This is a genomic window from Streptomyces erythrochromogenes (genome assembly GCF_036170895.1).
GTDB lineage: Bacteria > Actinomycetota > Actinomycetes > Streptomycetales > Streptomycetaceae > Streptomyces > Streptomyces erythrochromogenes.
This window is the reverse complement of the sequence record NZ_CP108036.1, coordinates 8075910-8099549: the sequence shown is the minus strand read 5'-3', so window position 1 is coordinate 8099549 and position 23640 is coordinate 8075910. Positions and strand designations below refer to the sequence as shown.

General features: G+C 72.8%; 17 protein-coding genes and 8 pseudogenes. 15 read left to right on the top strand and 10 right to left on the bottom strand.

Annotation, left to right across the window (positions count from 1 at the left end; all coding sequences use genetic code 11):
* Window positions 1-14: 14 nt before the first annotated feature.
* From abc-f to OHA91_RS37240, 7 genes and pseudogenes are all read right to left on the bottom strand, one after another.
* Window positions 15-1664, bottom strand: coding sequence for a ribosomal protection-like ABC-F family protein (gene abc-f / locus OHA91_RS37270; protein WP_328740864.1), 1650 nt, complete (start codon window positions 1662-1664; stop codon window positions 15-17).
* 151 nt (window positions 1665-1815) lie between these two features.
* Window positions 1816-3333 (bottom strand): glycerol kinase GlpK, encoded by a 1518-nt coding sequence (gene glpK, locus OHA91_RS37265; protein WP_031151836.1) that lies wholly within the window; start codon window positions 3331-3333, stop codon window positions 1816-1818.
* Window positions 3334-3414: 81 nt separating this feature from the next.
* The gene (locus tag OHA91_RS37260) at window positions 3415-4275 is read right to left on the bottom strand and encodes an MIP/aquaporin family protein (RefSeq protein WP_031151834.1); all 861 of its coding nucleotides are present in this window, start codon (window positions 4273-4275) and stop codon (window positions 3415-3417) included.
* Window positions 4276-4554: 279 nt separating this feature from the next.
* Window positions 4555-4725 (bottom strand): hypothetical protein, encoded by a 171-nt coding sequence (locus tag OHA91_RS37255; RefSeq protein WP_167344728.1) that lies wholly within the window; start codon window positions 4723-4725, stop codon window positions 4555-4557.
* 733 nt (window positions 4726-5458) lie between these two features.
* Window positions 5459-5812, bottom strand: a complete 354-nt coding sequence (locus tag OHA91_RS37250; RefSeq protein ID WP_031151829.1) for a DUF3618 domain-containing protein — start codon at window positions 5810-5812, stop codon at window positions 5459-5461.
* Entirely contained in the window at window positions 5809-6222 is a 414-nt protein-coding gene (locus OHA91_RS37245; RefSeq protein WP_031151827.1) for a phage holin family protein, read from the bottom strand. Before OHA91_RS37245 ends, OHA91_RS37250 begins: the two co-directional genes overlap by 4 nt.
* An 82-nt stretch (window positions 6223-6304) precedes the next feature.
* A pseudogene (locus tag OHA91_RS37240) lies at window positions 6305-6775 on the bottom strand (YihY/virulence factor BrkB family protein); the annotation flags it as partial.
* Here OHA91_RS37240 and OHA91_RS37235 point away from each other — a divergent pair.
* Window positions 6772-6941: pseudogene (locus OHA91_RS37235) on the top strand (SbtR family transcriptional regulator); the annotation flags it as partial. The pseudogenes OHA91_RS37240 and OHA91_RS37235 overlap by 4 nt on opposite strands.
* Before the next feature lie 252 nt (window positions 6942-7193).
* Here the strand turns inward: OHA91_RS37235 and OHA91_RS37230 are convergent.
* Window positions 7194-7628 carry a CBS domain-containing protein gene (locus tag OHA91_RS37230; RefSeq protein ID WP_031151825.1) on the bottom strand — a complete coding sequence of 145 codons (435 nt, stop codon included), beginning with the start codon at window positions 7626-7628 and terminating at the stop codon, window positions 7194-7196.
* 165 nt (window positions 7629-7793) lie between these two features.
* On the opposite strand from OHA91_RS37230, the gene OHA91_RS37225 reads away from it, so the two are divergent.
* The 5 genes and pseudogenes from OHA91_RS37225 to OHA91_RS37205 all read left to right on the top strand — a co-directional run.
* Entirely contained in the window at window positions 7794-9050 is a 1257-nt protein-coding gene (locus OHA91_RS37225; RefSeq protein WP_328740863.1) for a cytochrome P450, read from the top strand.
* A gap of 279 nt (window positions 9051-9329) precedes the next feature.
* A pseudogene (locus OHA91_RS37220) lies at window positions 9330-9710 on the top strand (VOC family protein); the annotation flags it as partial.
* Between the two features lie 233 nt (window positions 9711-9943).
* Window positions 9944-10343 (top strand): annotated as a pseudogene (locus OHA91_RS37215) (PLP-dependent transferase); the annotation flags it as partial.
* A 200-nt stretch (window positions 10344-10543) separates the two neighbouring features.
* Window positions 10544-11526 (top strand): annotated as a pseudogene (gene metX / locus OHA91_RS37210) (homoserine O-acetyltransferase MetX).
* A gap of 188 nt (window positions 11527-11714) precedes the next feature.
* Window positions 11715-12754: pseudogene (locus tag OHA91_RS37205) on the top strand (sulfatase-like hydrolase/transferase); the annotation flags it as partial.
* Between the two features lie 64 nt (window positions 12755-12818).
* On the opposite strand, the gene OHA91_RS37200 reads toward OHA91_RS37205, so the two are convergent.
* Both OHA91_RS37200 and OHA91_RS37195 read right to left on the bottom strand, forming a co-directional pair.
* A complete protein-coding gene (locus tag OHA91_RS37200) occupies window positions 12819-14222 on the bottom strand; it encodes a cytochrome P450 (RefSeq protein WP_328740862.1) in 1404 nt (467 codons plus the stop codon).
* A 3-nt stretch (window positions 14223-14225) separates the two neighbouring features.
* Window positions 14226-14432 (bottom strand): hypothetical protein, encoded by a 207-nt coding sequence (locus OHA91_RS37195; protein ID WP_030711774.1) that lies wholly within the window; start codon window positions 14430-14432, stop codon window positions 14226-14228.
* A 465-nt stretch (window positions 14433-14897) separates the two neighbouring features.
* Between OHA91_RS37195 and OHA91_RS37190 the strand changes: the two are divergent.
* The 9 genes and pseudogenes from OHA91_RS37190 to OHA91_RS37150 form a co-directional block, all read left to right on the top strand.
* Window positions 14898-15642 (top strand): annotated as a pseudogene (locus tag OHA91_RS37190) (sulfatase-like hydrolase/transferase); the annotation flags it as partial.
* Window positions 15643-15877: 235 nt separating this feature from the next.
* Window positions 15878-16840 (top strand): amino acid ABC transporter permease, encoded by a 963-nt coding sequence (locus OHA91_RS37185; RefSeq protein WP_031151809.1) that lies wholly within the window; start codon window positions 15878-15880, stop codon window positions 16838-16840.
* Window positions 16841-16860: 20 nt separating this feature from the next.
* On the top strand, window positions 16861-17676 hold the full coding sequence (locus OHA91_RS37180; protein ID WP_276328747.1) for an amino acid ABC transporter ATP-binding protein: 816 nt from the start codon (window positions 16861-16863) through the stop codon (window positions 17674-17676).
* Window positions 17677-17749: 73 nt separating this feature from the next.
* Window positions 17750-18769, top strand: coding sequence for a transporter substrate-binding domain-containing protein (locus OHA91_RS37175; protein WP_328740861.1), 1020 nt, complete (start codon window positions 17750-17752; stop codon window positions 18767-18769).
* Window positions 18766-19563 carry a GNAT family N-acetyltransferase gene (locus tag OHA91_RS37170; protein WP_328740860.1) on the top strand — a complete coding sequence of 266 codons (798 nt, stop codon included), beginning with the start codon at window positions 18766-18768 and terminating at the stop codon, window positions 19561-19563. Before OHA91_RS37175 ends, OHA91_RS37170 begins: the two co-directional genes overlap by 4 nt.
* Before the next feature lie 133 nt (window positions 19564-19696).
* The gene (locus OHA91_RS37165) at window positions 19697-20869 is read left to right on the top strand and encodes an LLM class flavin-dependent oxidoreductase (RefSeq protein WP_031151800.1); all 1173 of its coding nucleotides are present in this window, start codon (window positions 19697-19699) and stop codon (window positions 20867-20869) included.
* 29 nt (window positions 20870-20898) lie between these two features.
* A complete protein-coding gene (locus tag OHA91_RS37160; protein ID WP_328740859.1) occupies window positions 20899-22278 on the top strand; it encodes an NtaA/DmoA family FMN-dependent monooxygenase in 1380 nt (459 codons plus the stop codon).
* Window positions 22275-23480 carry an LLM class flavin-dependent oxidoreductase gene (locus tag OHA91_RS37155; protein ID WP_266504763.1) on the top strand — a complete coding sequence of 402 codons (1206 nt, stop codon included), beginning with the start codon at window positions 22275-22277 and terminating at the stop codon, window positions 23478-23480. The genes OHA91_RS37160 and OHA91_RS37155 overlap by 4 nt, the downstream gene beginning before the upstream one ends.
* Window positions 23408-23623, top strand: a pseudogene (locus OHA91_RS37150) (LLM class flavin-dependent oxidoreductase); the annotation flags it as partial. The gene OHA91_RS37155 and the pseudogene OHA91_RS37150, both read left to right, overlap by 73 nt.
* Between the last annotated feature and the right edge of the window lie 17 nt (window positions 23624-23640).

The following is a 23640-nucleotide window of genomic DNA, read 5'->3' as shown; positions in this document are numbered from 1 at the left end:
GGACGGGACCGCGGTCAGTGCCTTCGGCGGGCGCGCAGCTCCAGCTGCCCTCCCGGGAACCGCCGGCGGAATCCGCGGTCGTGCGAGACCGCGACCACCGCTCCCGGGTACGCGGCGAGGGCCGCCTCAAGGTCCTCGACGAGGTCGAGGGCGATGTGGTTCGTCGGCTCGTCCAGGACCAGGAGGTCCGCCGGGCGGGTCACCAGGTTTGCGATCTGCAGCCGCCGCTGCTGGCCCGCGGACAGGGCCGCGACCGGGACGTGCAGGTCCTCCTCGCGGAACAGGCCCAGCGCCAGCAGCGGCCGGGCGTACTCCTCCGGCAGCCCGGGCCTGCCGGCCGCGAAGGCGGCGAGCAGCGGCAGCCGGCTGGAGCGGGCGGGCAGCTCCTGCGCGAGGTACCCGATCCGGGCCGGGCGGCGTACGGTCCCCGCGTCGGGCTCCAGGTCGCCCGCCAGGACGCGCAGCAGGGTGGTCTTGCCGGCCCCGTTCTCGCCCGTGATCAGCAGCCGCTCCCCCGGCCCGACGGCCAGCAGGCCGTCGAGGCGCAGCCGGTCCCCGACGGCCACGCCCTCGAGCTCGGCGAGCGGGGCGGCGGCGTTCCGGTCCCCGCCGCCCGCCGCGGGCAGCGCCGCCGTGAACCTCAGGGGTTCCGGCGGCGCCGCCACCGGGTTGCGCCGCAGGTGGGCCAGCCGCTCCCGGACGGCCCGGACCTGTCCGCCGAGCTTGGCCTCGTGCGACCGGCGGTGTTTGCCGAAGCCCTGCCGCGGGTCCTTGCCGGTGGTGGCCAGGCGTTTCGCGGCGGCTCCGAGCAGGTCCTCGGTCCGGGTGAGTTCCGCGAGCCAGTCCGCGTGCTCCTGCTCCGCGCGCCGGCGGGCGGCCGCCTTCGCGGCGCGGTAGCCCGGCCAGCCGTCGCCGTACCGGTGCACGGTGCGCGCACCCCGGTCGACCTCGAGGACGGTGGTGGCGATGCGCTCCAGGAAGCCCCGGTCGTGGGTGACGGCGACGACGGTGCCCCGGTGGGCGCGCAGGTGCTCTTCGAGCCAGTGCACGGCCGCGGCGTCGAGGTGGTTGGTCGGCTCGTCGAGGAGCAGCAGCTCGGGGGCGGCGGCCAGCACGCAGGCGAGCGCGAGCCGGGACTGCTCGCCGCCGGAGAGCGAGCCGAGCGGGCGGTCGCGGGTGGTCCCGGCGAGCCCGAGGCCGTGCAGGGCGGCGTCGACGCGGGCGTCCGCCTCGTAGCCGCCGCGTTCCTCGTACGCGGTCAGCAGCTCGCCGTAGGCGTCGAGTTCGGCGGGGGACGCGTCGGCGAGGCCCTCTTCCGCCGCACGCAGCCGTCGCTCCATGTCGCGCAGGTCCGCGAGGGCGAGGTCGACGGCGTCCCGCACGGTGTGGCCGGGGTCGAGGTCGAGGGTCTGTGCGAGGTGTCCGGTGCCGCCGGGGAAGCTGACGGTGATCTCGCCGGTGTCGGGCGGCTCGGCCGCGGCGAGGAGCCGCAGCAGGGTGGACTTGCCGGATCCGTTCTCGCCGATGACTGCGGCCTTCTCGCCGGGGCGGACGGTGAAGGAGACCTGGTCGAGGACGGTGCGGGTGCCGTAGGACTTGGTGACGTCCTTGACGGACAGCTGTGCCACGGCAGCGGGCACGGCGGTGTGGGCGCGTTCGCGCATGGTGCTTTCCCTGGTGACGTGAAGGGTCGACGGGCGGCGGAGGCGGCGGGGCCGCCGTGCCCGGACTCAGGGGAAGCAGTAGAAGGACATGCATCGACCATAGCAAGACGATGCGTCTCGTCTCAACTCATTTATGCCGCCGCCTCCGCAGCTATTCGACCTTGGCCCAGTCCAGGGTGCGCTCCACCGCCCGCTTCCAGCCCTCGTACCCTTCGGCGCGCCGCTCCTCGGACCACTGGGGCTCCCAGCGCTTGGACTCCTGCCAGTGGGTGCGCAGTTCGTCCGTGTCCCGCCAGAAACCGGTGGCGAGGCCGGCCGCGTAGGCGGCGCCGAGCGCGGTGGTCTCGGCCACGACGGGGCGGCTGACCGGTACGCCGAGGACGTCGGACTGCGTCTGCATGCACAGGTCGTTGGCGGTGACCCCGCCGTCGACCTTGAGCACGTCGAGGTGTACGCCCGAGTCCTGCTCCATGGCCTCCACGACGTCGCGGCTCTGGTAGCAGATGGCCTCCAGAGTGGCCCGCGCCAGGTGGCCGTTGTCGTGGTAGCGGGCGAGGCCGACGATGGCGCCGCGGGCGTCGGAGCGCCAGTACGGGGCGAACAGGCCGGAGAAGGCGGGGACGAAGTAGATCCCTCCGCTGTCCTCGACCGTGCGGGCCAGGCGTTCGCTCTCGCCGGCGTCGGTGATGATCTTCAGCTGGTCGCGCAGCCACTGCACGGCGGAGCCGGTGACCGCGATGGAGCCTTCGAGGGCGTAGACCGCGGGGCTGTCGCCGAACTGGTAGGCCACGGTGGTCAGGAGGCCGTGCTGCGAGCGGACGAGTTCCGTCCCGGTGTTGAGGACCAGGAAGTTGCCGGTCCCGTACGTGTTCTTCGCCTCGCCGGGAGCGAAGCAGACCTGGCCCACGGTGGCCGCCTGCTGGTCGCCGAGCACGCCCGTGATGGGAATGGCCTCCCGCAACGGCCGGGAGGTGCGGGTCCGTCCGTACGCCTCGGGGTGGGAGGACGGGTTGATCGTGGGCAGCATGGACCGGGGGATGCCGAAGAAGCCGAGCAGTTCGTCGTCCCAGTCGAGGGTTTCCAGGTCCATGAGCATGGTGCGGCTGGCGTTGGTGACGTCGGTGGCGTGGACGCCTCCGTCGGGGCCTCCGGTGAGGTTCCACAGCACCCAGCAGTCGGTGTTGCCGAAGAGGGCGTGGCCCTTCTCGGCGGCCTCCCGCACCCCGTCGACGTTCTCCAGGATCCACTGGATCTTGCCGCCGGAGAAGTAGGTGGCCGGGGGCAGCCCCGCCTTGCGGCGGATGACCTCGCCCTGGCCGCCGCGCTCCAGCGCCGCGGCGATGGAGTCGGTACGGGTGTCCTGCCAGACGATGGCGTTGTAGTACGGGCGCCCGGTGCGGGGGTCCCAGACGACGGTCGTCTCGCGCTGGTTGGTGATGCCGACGGCCGCGAGGTCGGAGGCGTCGAGGTTGCCGTGCCGGAGGGCGTTCTGGATCACCGAGTTGGTGCGTTCCCAGATCTCCACCGGGTCGTGTTCGACCCATCCCGAGCGCGGGAGGATCTGGGAGTGCTCCAGCTGGTGTTTCGCCACCTCGTTGCCGGCATGGTCGAAGATCATGAAACGGGTGCTCGTGGTGCCCTGGTCCACCGCGCCGACGAAGTCAGCCATGGGGTGTGCCTCCTCTGGGGGATACCGCGTGTGGGGTTCCGGCGGGGACGGACGGCCGTGGCCGGTCCGTCCCGTGCGCGGTCAGCTCTTCTCCGGTTCCGGTTCGGGTTCCGGCACCCGTCCGGGGGGCTCCGCTCCGGCGTCCGGCAGGAACCGGCCGATGAGGAACTTGTAGAGGCCCGCTCCGAGCACACCGCCGATGAAGGGGCCGATGATCGGGACCCAGAAGTAGAGCTGCCCGTACTGGTCTCGCCACGCCCCGCCGTATCCGGTGAGGTAGCTGGCCAGGCGGGGGCCGAGGTCACGGGCCGGGTTGATCGCGTAACCGGCGTTGGTGCCCCACGCCATGCCGATCGCCACCACGATCAGGCCGACGATGAACGGGGCGAGGTTGGCGCCGGGAGGCGTGCCCAGCAGGTCCGTGACGGCGAAGATCAGCAGGAGCAGGATGGCGGTGCCGATGATCTGGTCGCGCAGTGCGCCCCACTCGGTCACCGGCAGGTTCGTGTTCCCGTTGGCCGGGAGGGTGGAGAAGACGCCCTGCGTCTTGATGGTGTGGCCGGGGTCGGCCGCGGCCAGCGCCTCGGTGTAGTTCCAGCGGACGATCAGCGCGGCCACGAAGGCGCCGGCCACCTGGGCCAGCGCGTAGGGGGCCACCTTCTTCCACGGGAAGTCCTTGAACGCGGCCAGCGCGACGGTCACCGCCGGATTGAGGTGAGCGCCGCTCAGCCTCGCCGCGACGTACACGCCCAGGGTCACTCCGAGACCCCAGGCCCAGGCGATGCTGTCGTGGTTCCCGAGGCCGCCCGCGGGATCCGTGAGGGCTCCGCCGGCGACCACCTGGGCCACCACACCACAACCGAACAGAATGAGGATCATGGTGCCGGCGAATTCGGCGAAGAGCTCGCCGACCAGCCCCGATCGTTTGAGGCGCTCCGTCATGGATGCCCGCTTCCCGCCGGGCCGAAGACCGGCTTCGAACTGCCCCGAGTTCTCTGTCTGACCGCATGTCGGGCCGGTTCCGCGCGCAGGACGGCAGGTCCTGCGCAGCGCGGATGCCTGACTGCGGGTACCTCGTTCCTCCTTCGTCGTTCGTCCTGCCGCCTGTCCGGCGGATCCGCCGCGGATGTGACAGGGCCCGGCCGGGGTGACTACAGGCTCCGGCCGGGCCCTGCGTGCGTGGGGTGCTGCTCTGGAGCGCGGATGCCCAGCGGCTCCGGGTCAGAAGCTTTCGTCGCGCGGACCGGCTTCGCGGGACTCGCCCTCGCGGCCCGGCTGACGGGACGGCCGGCGGGGCTCGGGATGGACCGGATCCTGTCCGGGGCCCTGCGGGCGCCGCTGCTCCTCGCGGCCCTTGCCCGGTTCCTGGCGCTTGTCCTTCATTCCGCCCATGACGGCAGACTCCTTCTGAGGGGGTAAGGATTCCTGGGTTTCCTCGGACTCCTTTCCACCACGCTGACACGACTGGTCACTTTCCGCATCATTTCGACTACGGGGCGCGGTACGTGCGAAGGGGTGGAGATCAGCGGGGTCAACGTCCGCGGGCCGGGTGGGCGCCGGGCGGGTCCGGCGGACTGCCCGGGCGCGAAGGCAAGGAGCGGTCGGTGGTACTCGTTCCCGGACCCGCCCTTCTGATCGCAGCGGTCGTCGTCGGCCTGGCCGGCCGTGGTCCTCGTGGGCCCCCGCCTGACCTGGTCGTTGCCGGCTCCCGCCGCTCCGCCCGGCGTTCCGCCCGGGCCCGGCGGGATCTCGACGCGCCGGCCCGGTGACCGGTGCGTGTCGCGGCGTGCGAGGTCGCCTTCGCCCCCGCGGTCGGTGACGGCAGCCGGCCGACGCGTGTGAAGCGGCGGCCACTGGTTCGGCCGCCGGGCCGCGCCCCGCTGACCGCCTGCGCTCCCCGGGGGGAGCCGACTGAGCCGCGCTCGCTCGGCGCGGGCGAGCGAGCCCGGGCAGTCCTGTCAGGCCCTGCGGCCCTGGCCGCCGCAGTCGCCGCGTTCTCCGCGTCTCCGCGGTCTCCGTCCGGCGTCTACCAGGAGTCCTCGCGCCCGCGCGCCACGGGATGCTGGTCCGCCGACCGGGTGGGGGCCCGGCGCCGCGCCCGCGTCGGCCGCCGGCCCCGGGGCTGTCAGCGGTGTCCGCAGCCGCGCCGCACCAGCAGGAAGACGACCAGGGCGGCGCAGCCGGCCACGAGCAGCACCTTGGGGTTGGCGCGTGCCGCCGTCGCGGCCCGGCCCGCGGTGTCCAGCACCGGCTCCGGAGTCGCGTCCTTAACCCGCTGCGCCGTGTGTGTTGCCTTCTCGTGGATCAGGTCGGCGACCTGCGCGGTCTTCTCCTTGGCCTGTGCCTTGACGTCTGCCTTGCCTGCCAGCGCCTCTATCGTCTGCCCCAGTTCGTCACGCGTGCGCTCGACCTGTGCGCGCAGCTCGTCGGGGGTGGGCGTGTCGGCGTCGGGTCGGGGTTCGTCGGGTTCGTGGGTCATCGCTGCGCCTTCTCCCTCATCGCGGCCAGGTCGGCCTTGACGCTGTCGATGGTCCGCGCCGGTACGGGGGCGCCGGCCTCGGCCACCTGCTTCTTCCCCGCCAGGGCCAGCACGGCTGCGACGACCGCCAGCACCACCGCGATGATCAGGGCCGAAGCCCACACGGGCAGTACCAGCGCGAGCGCTGCGATACAGGTCACCGTCAAGGCCTGGGCTGCCAGGAATCCGAGCAGGCCCGCTCCGCCGAAGAGGCCGCCGCCTTTGCCGAAACGCTTCCCCTTCTGCGTCATTTCCGCCCGCGCCAGCTGCATCTCCTCGCGGACCAGCTCCGAGATCTGCCGCGAGGCGCGCGAGACGAGCACGCTCACGGATTCATCGGCCATGTGGGTCTGCCGCTCTATCGTGCTCATGCGGAGTCTCACCCCTTCACTGTGCACACGCCTTGTCGAGGCGCGCCTACCCGGCAAACGCCCCTGCACCCGCTCCCGGGGGTCACCGCTTCATGCGCCGCCGGTCCTCCGCGTCCACGCACGGGTGTCACGCGGCGGGCTCATCGCCCTCGGGCAGCCCTCCGGCCATCGCGCACTGCCGGGACAGTTCCGCGTCGAACTCCAGCCCCAGGAGGACGGCGAGGTTGGTGATCCAGAGCCAGCCCAGGAAGACGACGACCCCGGCGACGGCTCCGTACGTCTTGTTGTAGGAGGCGAAGTTCGCGACGTAGAACGCGAAGCCGGCCGAGGCCGTCGCCCAGATCAGCAGGGCCGGGAGGCTGCCCGGCGTCACCCACTTGAATCCGCGGCTCTTGGCGTTGGGCGCCGCCCAGTACAGCCAGTACAGGAGGGCGATCATGGTCGTGACGAGGACGGCGAAGGCCGGCCGCTTCGCGATCGAACACACCGTCAGGCCGCCGTCGCCGATTCCCAGGACCGCGCCCGCCTGCCGGGCCAGGCTGCCGGTGAACAACGCTCATGGACGCGTGCGCGGCCGCCGGGGAGACCGTACCGACACCCGGCCCGCCGACGTCGCCGCCCTCGAAGGCATTGCCCTCACCTCGGCCGGCGCGGAACACCGCCCGCAGGCGGAGCGCCTGCTCGACCTCACCCTGGACGGCCTCGCGGTCCGCCGGTGAGGCCGACCGACGACATGGAGCGCCGCCCTCGATACCCGTCGGCGCGGCCGGTACGGCGTCCGGCCGCGTGATGGCGGGGGGGGGAGGCCACCACGCGGCCCGGGTCCGCCCGGGAGTCCGCGCCGCTCACCGCCGCGGACTCCCGTGAACACGCTTATGGCCGCTCCCCCCGGACCCAAACCTCGAATCGCCGCATCTTCTCGCAGGGGGGTGGAAGCGCACGCTCCGGGCAGGCGCCGGCCCTCTCGACCGTCACCGGTCGCGGTGGCGGGCTTCCTCCGCCGCCGCGATGGCAGCGAGGGGCGAACCCGGGTCCCGTTCGACTTCCAGGTCGCCGAGGGTGACGATGCCGACGAGCTCGCCGCTCCCGTTCCGCACGGGCAGGCGCCGCAGCGCGTGCCGGCGCATGAGGTCGACGGCCTCGTCGACGTGGTCGTCGGGCCCGACCGTGCGCGGTTCTGCGCTGCAGATCGCCTGCACGGTCGTCTCGGCGGGATCGCGGTCCTCCGCCAGCCCGCGTACGACGAGGTCGCGGTCCGTGAGGATGCCGCAGAGCCGGCCCTGGTCGACGACCAGTACGTCCCCGATGCCCGCGTCCCGCATCACCCGCGCCGCTTCCGCCAGTGAGGTCAGGCGCTCCACCGTCACCGGGTTGCGCGTCATCACCTCGTGCACTCGTCGGGTCATCGGTCCTCCCGATGGTCGAAGCCGCCGCAACACGGCACCTGCTGCGCCGCGCCTACCCCTCCACCGGCGAGGTAGGCCAGTGGGCCCGAGGCGGCCCGTTCCAGTATCCGGGTGAAGGCGGCGGCGCGCGTTGTGTGGGGGTGGCAGCACCGGGTAGCCGCACCCATGCCGACTCTCAAGCACCCTCCGTCCGTGTGGACCGACGGCACCCCCTCGCTGCTGACGCACGGCTACGCCTGGCTTCCCGACCACATGCGCGCTTCGGCGGACGGTACGGTCCGCACGCGCCTCCTCGGCCGCCGGACGGTCGCACTGCGCGGCCCGGAAGCCGTCGCCTTCTTCTACGACGAGCAGCACGTCCAGCGGCGGGCCGCGCTCCCGGACCCGGTGCTCGACACCCTCTTCGGGCAGGGTGCGGTGCACACCCTCGACGGCGTCGCCCACCGGGTCCGCAAGGCGATGTTCCTGAGCCTGCTGAAGGACGAGAAGGGCGTCGAGGCCTTGCGGGAGCACGTCCTCCTGCGCTGGCGGGAGGCCGTGGGCCGGTGGCGCGGCGAGCCGGAGGAGACCGTGGTCCTCTTCGACGAGACGGCCCGGGTCCTCGCCCTGGCGGTCTGCGACTGGACCGGCGTACCGCTACCGCTCACCGCGGCCGACGGCGGGCAGCTGGCACGGGACTGCGTGGCCATGGTCGACGGATTCGCGACGGCCGGGCCGCGCCAGCTGCGCGCCCGCCACGCCCGCAGGCGGCAGGAGCAGGCCCTGGCGCAGCTGATCGTCCGCGTCCGGGAGCAGCGGGAGACGGCCCCCGACGGGAGTGCGCTCGACGTGGTCGCCCGGCACCGCGACGCCGACGGCTCCGTCCTCGACCCGCACCTGGCGGCCGTGGAGCTGCTGAACATCATCCGGCCGACCGTCGCGATCGCGTGGTTCGCCACCTTCGCTGCGCACGCCCTGCACCGGTGGCCCCAGCACCGCGACCCGCTCCGCGACGACGCGTCGGGGCACCTCGCCACCGGTTTCGCCCACGAGGTCCGCCGCTTCTACCCCTTCGCGCCGTTCGTCGGCGGGCTCGCCGCCCGCGAGCTGCAGTGGCGCGGCGAAACCGTCCCGGAGGGCACGCTGCTCCTGCTCGACCTGTACGGGCAGCATCACGACCCGCAGTGGTGGGACCACCCGTACCGGTTCGATCCCCACCGCTACGGCACGGGGGAGAGCCTGCGCCATCTCGTACCCCAGGGCGGCGGCGACGCGGCCGCCGGGCACCGGTGCCCGGGCGAGGACATCACGGTCACGCTGCTGGCGGCGTTCGTCACCGAGCTGGCCGGGCTCGACGTGAGCGTTCCCGACCAGGACCTGACCATCCCGCTGTCCCGGATCCCCGCGCTCCCCCGCAGCGGTTTCCGGTTCCGCCTCGGGTAGGCGCGGCCGCGGGGACCCGGACACGGGTGGGCCCCGACCGGCCGGGGGGGATGGCCGATCGGGGCGGCCCCAGCCGGCCGGGGGGAGGCGGGCCGGGGCGTCCGGGGCGGGGGCGGGAAGGGCGTCGCGTCGCCTCACGGCTGAGGCACCGCGGGCACCGGATCGGGGCCGGGGACGTCATCCCCTCCCACACCCCACGCAAAGATGAACGCTCAACAACCTCTGGTTGTTCCCGCAATCCGGTGGCGCTCGGCGCCAAGATCAGTAAGGCTCGCTCGCATGGTCTCGGTATTGCAGAACGTGGCGGTCGACTGTGCGGATGCCTATGGGCTGGCTCGATTCTGGAGCGGGGTGACGGGCCGCCCGCTGCACCCGGACGTCAAACCGGGCGACCGGGAAACGCTGGTGATGCTGGCGGAGGGCCCGGTGCTGTACTTCAACCAGGTGCCCGAGGCCAAGACGGTCAAGAACCGGATCCATCTGTGCCTGCGCCCCGAGACCTCGCGCGACGAGGAGGTGGACCGCCTGCTGGCCCTCGGCGCCACCTTCGCCACCGACCACCGCAACCCCGACGGTTCGGGCTGGGCCGTCCTCGCCGATCCCGAAGGCAACGAGTTCTGCGTCCTGCGCAGCGACTCCGACCGAGCGGACGCGGACTCCCAGGGGATGTCTTGTCGATCAGGCCGCGAGCCGGGCATGAACGGCGAGACACCCCCTGGCCCGCCGACCGCCTAGGCCGGCTCCGCATCGGCCGCCCTGCTCGCGTAACGTCCCGATCAGTGTGTGGGGTGTCAGCAGGATCGGACCGCGCGGACGGTGATCGGCCCAGCGTGACAGCATGCGGCCATGCCCTTCCCCCACCCCGACGGCGAATACGCGGTCACCACGATGGGGCGAACGCCCGGGCGCTGGCGGAGTGGCTCGAACAGCGCGACGAGGTCTCGGCGGTGCACTACCGCGGCCTGCCGTCCAACCAGTGGTACGAGGCAGGGCGCCGCCACCTGCCGCGCGGTGCCGGAGCCGTTCTCGCGTTCGAGCTGCGGGGCGGGGTCGAGGCGGGCCCGCCGGTTCGTGGACGGCCTGGAGCTCTTCAGCCACCTCGCGAACGTCGGTGACGTGCGCAGCCTGGTCATCCACCCGGCCTCCACCACGCACAGCCAGCTCGACGAGGCACAGCTGGCCGCCACGGGCACCGCCCCGGGGCTGGTGCGCCTGTCGGTCGGCATCGAGCACCTGGCAGACCTGAAGGCCGATCTGGAGGCGGGGTTCCGCGCAGCGAAGGAAGCGTCCTGAACCCGGACGCACCAGCCCGGGCCACCGCGGGTCCCCCTCCCGCCACGGGTGCGTGGCGGGAGGGGGACCCGCCCGGCCACCGCAAGTGGCACCGGCGCACGAGGCCAATGGAGTTGGAGGCCGGAGGTGTGGTCCCGCAGGTGCGGCTGGCGTTCGAGACCTGGGGGCGGCTCGCGCCGGACCGTTCCAACGCGGTCCTCGTGCTGCACGTGCTGACCGGGGACAGCCACGTCGCGGGCGGCGCCGGGCCCGGTCACCCCACCGCGGGCTGGTGGGACGCGCTGATCGGTCCGGGCCGTGCGCTCGACACCGATCGGTGGTTCGTAGTGGCGCCGAACGTCCTGGGCGGCTGCCAGGGCAGCACCGGCCCCGCCTCCGCGGGCCCCGGCGGGCATCCCTGGGGCGGTTCCTTCCCGCGTCTGACCCAGCGGGACCAGGTGCGCGCCGAGGCCGGACTCGCCGACGCGCTCGGCGTGGAGCGGTGGGCCCTGGTGCTCGGGGGCTCCATGGGCGGGATGCGCGCACTGGAATGGGCGGTCGGCCAACCCGGGCGCGTGGCCGCCCTGTTGCTGCTGGCCTGCCCCGCGGCGCGAGCGCGGACCAGATCGCCTGGGCCACCTCGCAGGTCCACGCCATCCGCGCCGACCCCCACTGGCGGGGCGGCGGCTACCACGACGCGGGGCCGGGGCGGGGGCCGCACACCGGGCTGGGCATCGCCCGCCGCGTCGCGCACATCACCTACCGGTCGGCCGGGGAGCTGGAGGCCCGGTTCGGCCACCTCGCCCAGGAGGGCGAACGGCCCTGGCTCGGAGGCCGGTACGGCGTCGAGTCCTACCTCGACCGCCAGGCCGCCAAGCTCGTCCGGCGGTTCGACGCGGCCGGTTACGTCGCCCTCGTCGAGGCCATGAACACCCATGGCGTCGGGCGGGGCCGCGGCGGTACGCACGCCGCCCTCGGCCGGGTACGGGCCCGGACGGTGGTGGCCGGGGTGGACTCCGACCGCCTCCACCCCCTGGTGCAACAGGAGGAGCTGGCGGACGGCATCCCCGGCGCGGACCGGGTCCGGGTCATCCGCTCGCCGCACGGGCGCGACGGGTTCCTGCTGGGGGCGGACCAGGTCGCCGCACTGGTACGGGACCTCCTCGACGGCACGCCGCACCGGGCCGGCCGCCACGCCCCCTGAAAGAACCACCCCTGGGGTCGGGCGCCCTGATTCCCACGCTCCCCCGACTCGCCTTCGCAGATCCGGCGCCCTCCCCCGCAGCCCGCCCGCCCCTGCACCCAGCTCACCGAAGGAGCACCACCCGTGACCAGCACAGACACCCCCGGCCCCCCGGCCGCCGCGATCCCTACGACGGCTTCGCCGGACACGTGGGCCGTACCTTCGCCGAGTCGGAGCCCTCCTGGCAGCCGCCGCGCCGGCCCGCGGGCCGCGCCCCGAACGTCGTCGTGGTCCTCGTCGACGACATGGGCTACAGCGACATCGGCCCGTTCGGCTCGGAGGTCCCCACCCCCGTGCTCGACGAGCTCGCCGCCGACGGTGTGCGCCTGTCCAACTACCTCACCCTGCCGCTGTGTTCCCCGGCCCGAGCCGCCCTGCTCACCGGCCTCAATCCGCACCGCGTCGGGTACTCGTCGGTCGCCAACTCCGACCCCGGCTTCCCCGGGTACGGCATGGAAGTCGGCGAGGACGTCCCCACGCCGGCCGAGGTCCTGCACGACGCCGGCTACGCCACCTACGCCGTCGGCAAGTGGCACCCCACCCGCGACTGCGCGTCCAACGCCGCCGACGACCGGCGCAACTGGCCGCTGCAGAAGGGCTTCGACCGGTACTACGGCGTACTGGAGGGCCTGACCAGCCTCTTCCACCCGCACCAGCTGGTCCGCGACAACAGCCCTTTGGACATGGACGACCTGCCCGACGGCTACTACTACACCGACGACATCACCGACCAGGCCATCTCCATGGTGAAGTCGCTCCGCGCGCACGACCCGGACAAGCCGTTCTTCCTCTACGTCGCGCACAACGCCGTCCACGGCCCCCTCCAGGCCAAGCCCGGCGACATCCAACGGCAGCGCGGGCGCTACGACGGCGGCTGGGACGCCCTGCGCGCCACCCGCTTCGCCCGGCAGACCGCCGACGGCCTCTTCCCCCAAGGCGCCGCCCTGCCGGACCGCAACTCCGAGGCCGGCTTCGACGTAGGGCCCTGGGACGAGCTGTCCCCCGAGCAACAGCGACGCTACGCCCGCTACATGGAGGTCTACGCGGCGATGGTCGACAACATCGACCAGAACCTGGGGCGTCTCACCGACACGCTGCGCGCACTCGGCGAACTCGACAACACCGTCATCGTCTTCACCTCCGACAACGGGGCACCGGCGAAGGCGGCGCCGAGGGCACCGGCAGCTACGTACCGGACTACACCGGCCCCGGGCCCGGAGCAAGCAGGACGAGGAGGCGGGGACGCCGGTCCGTCACGGTGCGGCGGGGGTGTTGGCGGTGAACGGACACCGGGCCGCCCGGTGGTCTTCGGGCTGTGGGTCCGCAGCGGGCCGGTGGTCGCCGGGCCGGTCGCCGGGTGGGCGGGGACGGACCGAGACGTCGAGGGTGAGGTCGTGGGGCTGGAGGATGGTGCGCGTGTGGAAGACGGGTTTCGTGCCGGGTGATCGCGTGACCTCGTAGTGGGGGGTGAGGGTTGCGGTGACGATGGTCATGGCGGTGGTGGCGAAGTGGGTTCCGAGGCAGTTGCGCGGCCCTCCGCCGAACGGCATGAACGCGTACTTGGGCAGCGGGTTGGCGGCGCGGTCGGTCCAGCGGTCCGGGTCGAACGTGGTGGGCCGGTGGTAGTGGCGGGGGTCGCGGTGGAGGACGAAGGGGCTGACGGCGACCTTCTGGCCGGGGCGCAGGGGGTAGCCGGCGAGTTCGGTGGGTTCCTCGATGGTCCGCTGGAGGAACCAGAGCGGGGGGTAGAGGCGCAGGGTCTCCTTCACGACTGCTTCGGTGACGGCCAGCCGGGGCACGTCGGCCGCGGTGGGGAGCGCGCCGGCGAGTTCCCGGTCGGCCTCGTCCCGTACCCGCCGACGGACTTCCGGGTGCCGGTCGAGGAGGAGCAGCAGCCAGGCGAGCGCGGCGGCGGTGGTCTCGTGGGCGGCGAAGAGGTTGGCGACGATGACGCTGGTCGCGCCCTCGTGGGTGAGGGCGCCTTCGTCGCACGCGGTGTTCAGGAGGTCCGCGACCACGGAGGGCGAGTCGTCCCGCCTCGTCGTACGCCGCCGGCTTATCAGGGAGGAGACTTCGTCGGCTAGGTCGCGGCCGGCGCGCTGGCGGCGGCGTCGGCGCAGCGCGTGCCAGCGGGTCGGCAGGGGCAGTGTGGGGGGCAGCAGCGCGTCCTGCAGGCGGGCCAAGAGGTCGGGGACGTCGCCGGTCTCGCGCCCGAGGCAGAACTCGGCGATCAGGTGGGCGGTGAGGTCTTCCAGTGCGGGGATCGCTTCGATCCTGCCGCGTGCGTGCCAGGTGTCCGCGTGGCGGACGACGGTCGACGCGAGGCTGTCCCGGGCGGCGCGCATGCTGGTCCGGTTCAGGCCGCGTCCCGCCAGGCTGCGGGCCCGCATCCACAGGGCCAGGTCTTCGGAGGCGCGGCTTCCGTCGGTCGCCTCGCCCAGCAGGTCGCTGGAGATGCCGTAGGTGGTGTTGGTGTGCTTGAGGACCTCCTCCGCCAGGGCGGGTGAGTTCACGATGTACAAGTCGTCGTCGAAGCGGACCAGGTCGCCGTACTGCTGCTGGTCGAGGAGGAAACCGAGGTGGTCCCGCTCGAACGCGCGCCGGTTGCCGTACCGCCCGGCCCCCGAGGGGCCGGGCGGCACACGGGAAGACAACATCTGCTACCGCGCCTGTACGTAGTAGTAGTAATACGCACTGGAGTGGTCCGACCCTCCGAGCGTGCTGCTGCGTTGCACCTTCGCCCCGGAGGGATCGTTGGCCAGGTGGGCGGAGCTCGACGCGGCCTGGGCCGATCCGGCGCTGAGGAGCGCGGCGACGGCGGAGGCGGCGATGAGGAGCGACTTGCGGAGGGGGATCAGGGCAGCCATGGCTGTCCTCCTTCGGGGTGGGACGGGCGGCGGTTCCGCCCGGTTCGTTGCTCTCATTAGTCCACCCGCGGCATCCGGGGGTCATGCCCCGGGAACGCGTGGCATGACCCCCGCGCCCCCGTCTGCCACAATGCGGGCTTTCGCGCGCCCCCGGCTCCGCCAGGCCGGGGCCGCCCCGTCGCGCAGCGGAGCGGTTCAGTCCGAGGACGTGGTCGGGCGGCCCCGCCCGGCGGAGGACGTCCCGAAGGCGGGAGCGGTCGCGGCGCCGCCCGTCGTGGCGGGGCGCGCCGGGACTCCACCGGAGACCCGGGATCCCGTCGCCCGCCGGGGTCGGTCCGGCGGCGGTGGCTGGCCGGGCCGCGCTCGCCGGTGCGGGGCGAGGTCCTCGCCCACGGCACGCCGGGGGCCGGGCTGCCGGCCCCCATCAACCCACCGACTCCAGCCTGAAATCCTCAGCAATGCGGCCGCTTCGTCCACCAGCCCGTCCCGGACGACTGGAACGGGGACGTGGACCGGGACACCGACCTCATCGGCGGCCCGCGGAGGCTGGTGCACTACCCGCGGGGCTGGGGCATGGCCTCGAACACCCCGTTCCGGCTCTACAAGGGGCAGACCTACGCGGGCGGCGTCCGCGTGCCCTTCGTCATCTCCTGGCCCGACGGACTACGGCGGGCCGCCGGCGACACCGGGATCCGGCAGCAGTACCAATACGTCACCGACATCACGCCCGCGCTCCTCGAACTCGCGGGCGTGCCGCGCCCGAGCCGATGGCGTGCACGGCCCGCCCAGGAGCCGGACGGCGTCAGCTTCGCCCCCGTCTTCCGCGACGGGGGCACGCCCAGCGCCTACAGCGAGTACGGCGAACTCCACGAGACTGACGCGGGCCCGCTGCCCGCGGGCCGGCGGGCGGTCACCCTCTCGGGCCGAGGCGGTGGAAGGTCTGCGCTGGGAATTCCGCGTCCTGGTCGACGGCATCGAGACCGGCCGGTCGGGCAGCGTCCACCAGCTCGTCGGCATGGCGCCGCTGCAGGGCATCAGTGTGGGCGTGGACCGCAAGTCCCCGGTCTCCTGGCCGCTCCACGAACGCCACCGCAGCTTCCGCTACACCGGCGGCCTGCGCTCGGTGACCTACACCCCCGGCGTACAGGCGCCGTACGACCCGGCGCTCGTGGCCCGCGCCCTGCAAAAGGCGGCGGCCGCATTCGAGTGACCGTGAACCCGCGAACCGAAGAACCCGCGGACCCCTTTCATTTCATCAAGAGGCGTTATGTGTACGGCGGATGAAATCGGCATTCGCTTTCCCGGATCCCGATATCAAGGCCGTTGACACTCCTTCACCAGGCTGCCTAGCTTACGCCGCAGACAAAGACATCGGCGGCCTCTCCTGTCCGGCATGACGGCTGCTTTTCCATTTCTGCGCTTCGTCGAAGCCGCTGGAGTGCCCCTTGACCGAATCACTTCTCCTCTCCGCGCCCGCCGGCTCCTCCGGGACCCCCGGGCCGGCCGAGCGGGTCCTCCCGCTCCGCCGGCCGGGGCGGTGGGTCGCCGCCATCGTCGTGCTGGTGCTGGTCTCCCAGGCCTCCCACGGGCTGATCACCAATCCCTTCTACCAATGGGACCGGTTCGCGTACTGGTTCCTGCGCCCGGTCGTCCTGGACGGGCTGCTCATCACCCTCCAGGTGACCGCGTACAGTGCGGTCCTCGGCCTGGCGGGCGGTGTGCTGCTCGCCCTCGGCAGGCTCTCGGACAGCGTGGTCCTGCGGTCCGTGAGCTGGACGTACATCTGGCTCTTCCGCTCCGTGCCGCTGATCGTCGTCCTGCTCTTCCTCTACAACTTCAGCGCCCTCTACCCCACGCTCAGCGTCGGGGTGCCGTTCGGGCCCGCCTTCTTCACCTTCGACGAGTCGCGGCTCGCCACGGACGTCGTGGTCGCGGTGGTCGGCCTGAGCCTGTGCGAGGCGGCGTACGCGGCCGAGATCGTGCGGGCCGGTGTGCTCTCGGTCGACCAGGGCCAGCACGAGGCGGCGGCGGCCCTGGGACTGCCCAGGCGCTACCAGTTCGCCAGGATCGTCTTCCCGCAGGCACTGCGCTCCATCGTCCCCTCCTACGTCAACCAGCTGATCGGCCTGCTCAAGGCCACCTCGCTCGTCTTCTACGTCTCGCTGCTCGACCTGTTCGGCTCGGTGCAGAGTCTGGCGAGCACCTATCCCGGCGACGTGGTGCCGCTGCTGCTGGTGGCGACCGTCTGGTACGTGATCCTGACCAGCCTGGTCTCCGTCGTGCAGTTCTACGTCGAGCGGTACTACGCCCGCGGGGCGCTGCGCACCATGCCGCCCACGCCCCTCCAGCAGGCCCGGGCCCACCTGCGGGACCTGAGGATCCGATTCCGAAAGGAGACGGCCCAATGACCGGCCCAATGACCGGGTCAGTGACCGGCTCAGTGACCGGCCGAGCGACCGCGACCGTCAGCGCCGACACCGCACGACCCGCCGGCATCGAGGTGCACGGCGTACACAAGTCGTTCGGCGGCCGACGGGTCCTCGACGGGGTGAGCCTGACCGTCGCGCCGGGCACCGTCACCGTCGTCCTGGGCCGCTCCGGATCCGGCAAGTCCACCCTGCTGCGGGTCCTCAACCACTTGGAGAAGCCCGAAGCCGGCCATGTGAGCGTCGGCGGCGAGCTGATCGGCGTCCAGCGGCACGGGGGCCGGCTCAAGGAGCGCAAGGACGGGGCGATCCTCGCCCAGCGCAGCCGGATCGGCTTCGTGTTCCAGAACTTCAACCTCTTCCCGCACCTGACGCTGCTGGACAACGTCGCCGCGGCCCCGGTGGCCACCGGCCGGCTGCCGCGGGCGCAGGCGCTGGCCCGGGCGCGCGAGCTGCTGGAGCGCGTCGGCCTCGGGGACCGTACGGGTGCCTACCCGCGGCAGCTGTCCGGCGGGCAGCAGCAGCGGGTGGCCATCGCCCGGGCCCTGGCGCTGCGGCCGGGCGTCATCCTCTTCGACGAACCCACCTCGGCGCTCGACCCCGAGCTGGTCGGCGAGGTCCTCTCGGTGATCAAGGACCTGGCCACCGGGGGCACCACCCTCGTGATCGTGACCCACGAGATCGGCTTCGCCCGCGAGGTCGCCGACGAGGTCGTCTTCCTCCACGAGGGCCGCATCGTCGAGCAGGGCCCGCCCGCACAGGTGCTGGACCGCCCCGCCCACCCGCGGACGCGGGAATTCCTCAGCAAGGTGCTCTGACGTCGCCGCGGTGTCCCGCCGCCCACTGCCCACCCCCTTTGCCCGTCTCTCCGAACACGCGAGAAGGAACGCCATGCAACGCCAGTCCACCCTGCGCACCAGACTCGTCCGCGGCCTCGGCGCGGTGACCGCGACCGCCGCCCTCGCCGGCGGTCTCACGGCATGCAGCAGTGACGCGAAGGCCACCGGGAACGACGCGTCGGGCAAGGTGACCGTCGGCGCCGTCTCCAACGGAGCCGCCCAGCAGGCCGAGCTGTCGGCTCCCGTCGTCGAATCCCTGCGCGCTCAGCTGCCGGAAGCCGTCCGCGAACGCGGCGAGCTGGTCATCGGCGTCGGCGCCCTGCCCGCCGGCTTCCCGCCCCTCGCCTACGTGGGCACCGACCAGAAGACCCTCACGGGCGCGGAGCCGGACCTCGGCCGGCTGGTCGCCGCGACCCTGGGGCTGAAGCCCGTGATCAAGAACTCCACCTGGGAGAACCTCTTCGTCGGCATCGACAGCGGCAAGGTCGACGTGGCCTTCACGAACGTCACGGTCACCGAGGAGCGCAAGAAGAAGTACGACTTTGCGTCCTACCGGCAGGACGACCTGGCCTTCGAGGCGCTGAAGGAGAGCACCTGGAACTTCGGCGGCGACCACCGCAACCTCGCGGGCAGGACCGTGGCGGTGAGCCGGGGCACCAACCAGGAGAAGATCCTCCTGGAGTGGCAGAAGAAGCTGCAGTCGGAGGGCAAGGACCTGGAGGTCAAGTACTTCCCGGACTCCAACAGCGTCTACCTGGCGCTGAGCGGCAAGAAGATCGACCTCAACTTCGGCCCCAACCCCTCGATCGCCTACCACATCACCCAGACCGCGAGCGGCAACGCCCCCACGCGCAACGCCGGTTCGTTCTCCGGGGCCGGTGAGACCCTCCAGGGGCTGATCGCCGCGACGTCGAAGAAGGACAGCGGGCTGGCCGCACCGGTGGCGGGGGCCGTCAACCACCTGATCAAGAACGGCCAGTACCCGCAGCTGCTCGCCGCCTGGAACCTGTCCAACGAGGCCGTCGCCACTTCCGAGGTGAACCCGCCCGGCCTGCCCCTGACCAACTCATGAGCGCGGGTGAGGGCACCGCAACCCATCCGGCCACCACGACGCGGCCGGGCACCACGTCAGGGCCGGCCACCCCGACCGCCCCGCACGTCCTGGACAATCCGGCGTGGGCTTCCTTGTCCGGCGCCCATTCCGCCTTCGCCGAGCACCCGGGCGGGCTGCGGCCCGACGCCTCCCGCGCCGCCCGGTACGACCGGGACGTCTCGCCCTTCGCCGCCCTCGCCGACCCGGCCGACCCCCGCTCCTGGGCCGACCTGGCCGCGCTCGTCGGCGGGGGCGGGATCGCCTCGCTCGCCGGTGTACTGACCCCGCCCGAGGGCTGGGAGACCGTCGGCGTCATCGAGGGCGTCCAGCTGGTGGACACCTCGCTGCGCGCCGAACCCGCCCCGGAGTCGGTCCGGCTGGGGCCCTCCGACGTACCGGAGGTCCTCGCCCTGATCGGGCTCACGAAACCGGGGCCGTTCCTGCCCCGCACCGTGGAGCTGGGCACCTACCTGGGCATCCGCCACGGGGGCCGGCTGATCGCGATGGCCGGGGAGCAGCTGCACCCGCCCGGTTGGACCGAGATCAGCGCGGTGTGCACACATCCCGGGCACCGGGGGCGGGGGCTGGCGACGCGGCTGGTGCGCGCCGTGGCGGCGGGCATCCGGGAACGGGGCGAAGTCCCCTTCCTGCACACCTCCGCGGCCAACACCGGCGCGATCCGGCTCTACGAGTCGATCGGTTTCACGCTGCGCCGCCGGCCCTTCTTCCTGGCGGTCCGGGCGCCGGGAAACAAACCCGCCAAACTCCCTTAATGTCCCTGTCGTTGTACGGCACCGCCATCGCGCGTAGCGTCTTCGAAAGGGCCTCTTCCCCGCGGTGCCGCATTCATCGGTTCCGCATTCATTTCTCTTTTCCCTCCGGCCGAACAGGAAGGCGGTATCTGCCGTGTCCGAAATCCATCTCGCCGTCGCGCTCGACGGCGCCGGCGGGCACCCGGTCGCCTGGCGCGAGACGGGTGCCCGGCCCGCCGAACTGTTCACGGCCCGCTACTGGGCCGGTGTGGTCGCCGAGGCCGAGGCCGGGTTGCTCGACTTCGTCACCCTCGACGACGCCCTCGCCCTCCAGTCGGCCTCGCCGGGAGCGCAGGACGAGCGGACGGACCAGGTCCGCGGGCGGCTGGACGCCGTGCTCACGGCGGCCCGGGTCGCCCCGCTGACCGGACGCATCGGGCTGGTTCCCGGGGTGACGACCACCCACACCGAGCCGTTCCACGTCTCCAAGGCGGTCGCGACCCTCGACCACGTCAGCCGCGGCCGCGCGGGCCTGGACGTCCAGGTCTCCGGACTCCCTTACGAGGAACGGCACTTCGGGCGCCGTCCGGTGCCGCTCCAGGAGGACGAGCTGCACGAGGAGGCCGCCGACCACGTCGAGGCGGTCCGCCGGCTGTGGGACAGCTGGGAGGACGACGCCGAGATCCGTGACGTGGCGACGGGCCGGTTCGTCGACCGCGACAAGCTGCACTACATCGACTTCGAGGGGCGGCACTTCAGCGTCCGCGGGCCGTCGATCACCCCCCGCCCGCCGCAGGGTCAGCCCGTGGTCACCGCCCGGGCGACGGACAGCGCCGCGTACGGCCTCATCGCCCGGGCCGCGGACATCGGCTTCCTGCCGTCCCGCGACACGGCCGGGACGCGCGCCGCGGTCACGGCCGTCCGGCAGCTCCGCGAGTCGGCCGGGCCGGGCGGGCGGCCGCTGCACCTGTTCGGGGAGCTGACCGTGTTCCTGGACGAGGACGCCGCGGCGGCCGCCGACCGCCTCGGCCGGCTCGACGCGCTCGCGGGCGACCCGTACGAGGGCGGCGGCGCCCCGGTGTTCACCGGCACCCCGGCACAGCTCGCCGACCTGCTCCAGGAGCACCGGGAAGCGGGCCTGTCCGGCTTCCGGCTGCGGCCCGGTGTCATCGCCCACGACCTGCCCGCCATCACCCGCACCCTGGTGCCGGAACTGCGGCGGCGCGGCCTGTTCCGCCGGGAGTACGAGGCGGACACCCTGCGCGGGCTACTGGGGCTCGACCGGCCCGCCAGCCGCTACGCCGTGTCCGCGCTCCGCGCCTCCTGATCCCCTCCTGGTCCCCGGAAGGACGAACCATGAGCCGCAAGGCGCTCAAGCAGATCCATCTCGCCGCCCACTTCCCCGGGGTCAACAACACCACCGTGTGGAGCGATCCGGCGGCCGGCAGCCACATCGACTTCGACTCCTTCGTCCACTTCGCACGGACCGCGGAACGCGCCAAGTTCGATTTCCTCTTCCTCGCCGAGGGGCTGCGCCTGCGCGAACAGGGCGGGCAGATCTACGATCTGGACGTCGTGGGGCGGCCCGACACCTTCACCGTGCTCGCCGCCCTCGCCGCCGTCACCGACCGCCTCGGCCTGACCGGCACGATCAACTCCACCTTCAACGAACCGTACGAGGTGGCCCGCCAGTTCGCCTCGCTGGACCACCTCTCCGAGGGCCGGGCCGCCTGGAACGTGGTCACCTCCTGGGACGCCTTCACCGGCGAGAACTTCCGGCGCGGCGGATTCCTGCCCCGGGAGGACCGCTACACCCGCGCGAGGGAGTTCCTGGCCACCGCGAACGAGCTGTTCGACTCCTGGGAGCGGGGCGCTGTCGTCGCCGACGCCCCGTCGGGCCGTTTCCTGCGCGACGGCCGGGCCGGGGCGTTCGCGCACCGAGGGCCGCACTTCGACATCGGGGGCCGCTTCAACGTGCCGCGCAGCCCGCAGGGCAGGCCGGTGATCTTCCAGGCCGGGGACTCCGACGAGGGCCGGGAGTTCGCGGCGGCCTCCGCCGACGCGATCTTCGGCCGGTACGGGACCCTCGACGAGGGCCGGGCGTTCTACGCGGACGTCAAGCGCCGCCTGGCCGCGTACGACCGCACCCACGACCAGCTGAAGATCCTCCCCGCGGCCACCTTCGTCCTCGGCGACACCGACGCCGAGGCGCACGAGGCCGCGTACGAGGTGCGCCGCCTCCAGGTGAGCGGGCAGACCGCGATCAAGTACCTGGAGCACGTGTGGAACCGCGACCTGTCCGGATACGACCCGGACGGCCCGCTGCCCGACGTCGACCCCCTGCCCGGGGAGAACACCATCGCCCTCGGGCGGGCCAGCGTCCGCCAGTTCCGCGACCCCCTGGAGACAGCCCGCCGGTGGCGCGCGCTCGCCGAGGCCAAGAACCTGTCGATCCGCGAACTCGTCATCTCCACCACCTCCGAGCAGACCTTCATCGGCTCCCCCGGCACCGTCGCCGAGGCGATCGACACCCTGGTGCAGGCGGACGCCGCCGACGGGTTCATCCTGGTCCCCCACATCACCCCGGGCGGCCTCGACGTCTTCGCCGACACCGTGGTGCCGCTGCTCCAGGAGCGGGGTGTCTTCCGCACCGATTACGAGGGCACCACCCTGCGCGACCACCTCGGGCTGGCCGACCCGGGCGGGGAGCCGGCCCGAGAGGCCGCGGCCTCGTGAAGTTCCTGGCCGTCACCCTGATCACGGATTCCCGGGACCCGGTGACCGGGGCCCTCACGCCGACGCGCGAGCGGTTCCGCGAGGTCGTCGCCGCCGCGGAGCTGGCGGAGGAACTCGGCTTCGACGGGTTCGGAGTGGGCGAGCGCCACGAGCGGCCGTTCCTGTCGTCCTCGCCGCCCGTGGTGCTCGGGCACATCGCCGCGCTGACCCGCCGGATCCGGCTGTTCACCGCGGTCACCACCCTGAGCCTGCTCGATCCGGTGCGGGCGTACGAGGACTACGCGACGCTCGACCACCTCTCCGACGGGCGTCTGGAGCTGATGATCGGCAAGGGCAACGGCACGGCGCAGCGCGAGCTGTTCCACGTGACGCCCGAGGACCAGTGGGAGCGCAACGCCGAGGGCTACGAGCTGTTCCGGCGCATCTGGCGCGAGGACAAGGTGACCGCCGAGCCGCGGTTCCGCCCCGCCCTGGCGGGGGCGGAGGTGCTGCCCAGGCCGTTCCAGCGGAACCTGCGGGTCTGGCACGGCAGTGCCACGAGCCGGGAGTCCGTCGATCTCGCGGCACGCTACGGGGATCCCCTGTTCTCGGCGAACGTCACCCATCCGATCGGCCCGTACGCCGAGTTGATCCGGTACTACCGGGAGCGCTGGGAGCACTACGGGCACGATCCGGCGCACGCGGTCGTCGGCGCGGGCACGGCCGGCTACCACGCGGCCCCCACCTCGCAGCAGGCGGTCCGGGCGTACCGGCCGGCGTTCGCGCGCTATCTCGCCTTCCACGAGCAACAGGGTCTGGAGCCCGTCTTCCCGACCCTGGAGGACTTCGTCGAGCGGAGCTCCGCGCTGATCGGCAGCCCGCAGCAGGTGATCGAGAAGGTCCACCGCTACCACGGGGAGTTCGGCCACACCGCCCTGCACCTCCAGGCCGAGGCGGGCGGGCTCTCCACGGCGGAACACCGCGCCTCGCTCGAACTCTTCCAGTCGGAGATCGCCCCGGTGCTGCGCCGCGAGATCCCCGATCCTTCCTTTCCCGACTTCCAAGGAGCCAGGCCATGTCCGGCATCCCCCTCGGGGTCCTCGACCTCGTCCCGGTCCCGTCCGGTTCCACCGCCGCCGAGGCCCTCCACCACAGCATCGACCTCGCCCGGCGGACGGAGGCCTTCGGCTACGCCCGCTACTGGTTCGCCGAGCACCACCTGAACCCGGGGGTCGCCGGGACCTCGCCCGCCGTGGTGCTGGCCCTGACCGCCTCGGCGACGAGCACCATCCGGATCGGCTCCGGGGCCGTCCAGCTCGGCCACCGCACCGCGCTGTCGACGGTCGAGGAATTCGGCCTGATCGACGCCCTGCACCCGGGGCG

What these genes read in the sequence shown, in the direction of transcription:
- abc-f (WP_328740864.1), bottom strand. Translation starts at nt 1,664, where the DNA reads ATGCGCGAACGCGCCCACACCGCCGTGCCCGCTGCCGTGGCACAGCTG.
- glpK (WP_031151836.1), bottom strand. Translation starts at nt 3,333, where the DNA reads ATGGCTGACTTCGTCGGCGCGGTGGACCAGGGCACCACGAGCACCCGT.
- OHA91_RS37260 (WP_031151834.1), bottom strand. Translation starts at nt 4,275, where the DNA reads ATGACGGAGCGCCTCAAACGATCGGGGCTGGTCGGCGAGCTCTTCGCC.
- OHA91_RS37255 (WP_167344728.1), bottom strand. Translation starts at nt 4,725, where the DNA reads ATGGGCGGAATGAAGGACAAGCGCCAGGAACCGGGCAAGGGCCGCGAG.
- OHA91_RS37250 (WP_031151829.1), bottom strand. Translation starts at nt 5,812, where the DNA reads ATGACCCACGAACCCGACGAACCCCGACCCGACGCCGACACGCCCACC.
- OHA91_RS37245 (WP_031151827.1), bottom strand. Translation starts at nt 6,222, where the DNA reads ATGAGCACGATAGAGCGGCAGACCCACATGGCCGATGAATCCGTGAGC.
- OHA91_RS37230 (WP_031151825.1), bottom strand. Translation starts at nt 7,628, where the DNA reads ATGACCCGACGAGTGCACGAGGTGATGACGCGCAACCCGGTGACGGTG.
- OHA91_RS37225 (WP_328740863.1), top strand. Translation starts at nt 7,794, where the DNA reads ATGCCGACTCTCAAGCACCCTCCGTCCGTGTGGACCGACGGCACCCCC.
- OHA91_RS37200 (WP_328740862.1), bottom strand. Translation starts at nt 14,222, where the DNA reads ATGTTGTCTTCCCGTGTGCCGCCCGGCCCCTCGGGGGCCGGGCGGTAC.
- OHA91_RS37195 (WP_030711774.1), bottom strand. Translation starts at nt 14,432, where the DNA reads ATGGCTGCCCTGATCCCCCTCCGCAAGTCGCTCCTCATCGCCGCCTCC.
- OHA91_RS37175 (WP_328740861.1), top strand. Translation starts at nt 17,750, where the DNA reads ATGCAACGCCAGTCCACCCTGCGCACCAGACTCGTCCGCGGCCTCGGC.
- OHA91_RS37170 (WP_328740860.1), top strand. Translation starts at nt 18,766, where the DNA reads ATGAGCGCGGGTGAGGGCACCGCAACCCATCCGGCCACCACGACGCGG.
- OHA91_RS37160 (WP_328740859.1), top strand. Translation starts at nt 20,899, where the DNA reads ATGAGCCGCAAGGCGCTCAAGCAGATCCATCTCGCCGCCCACTTCCCC.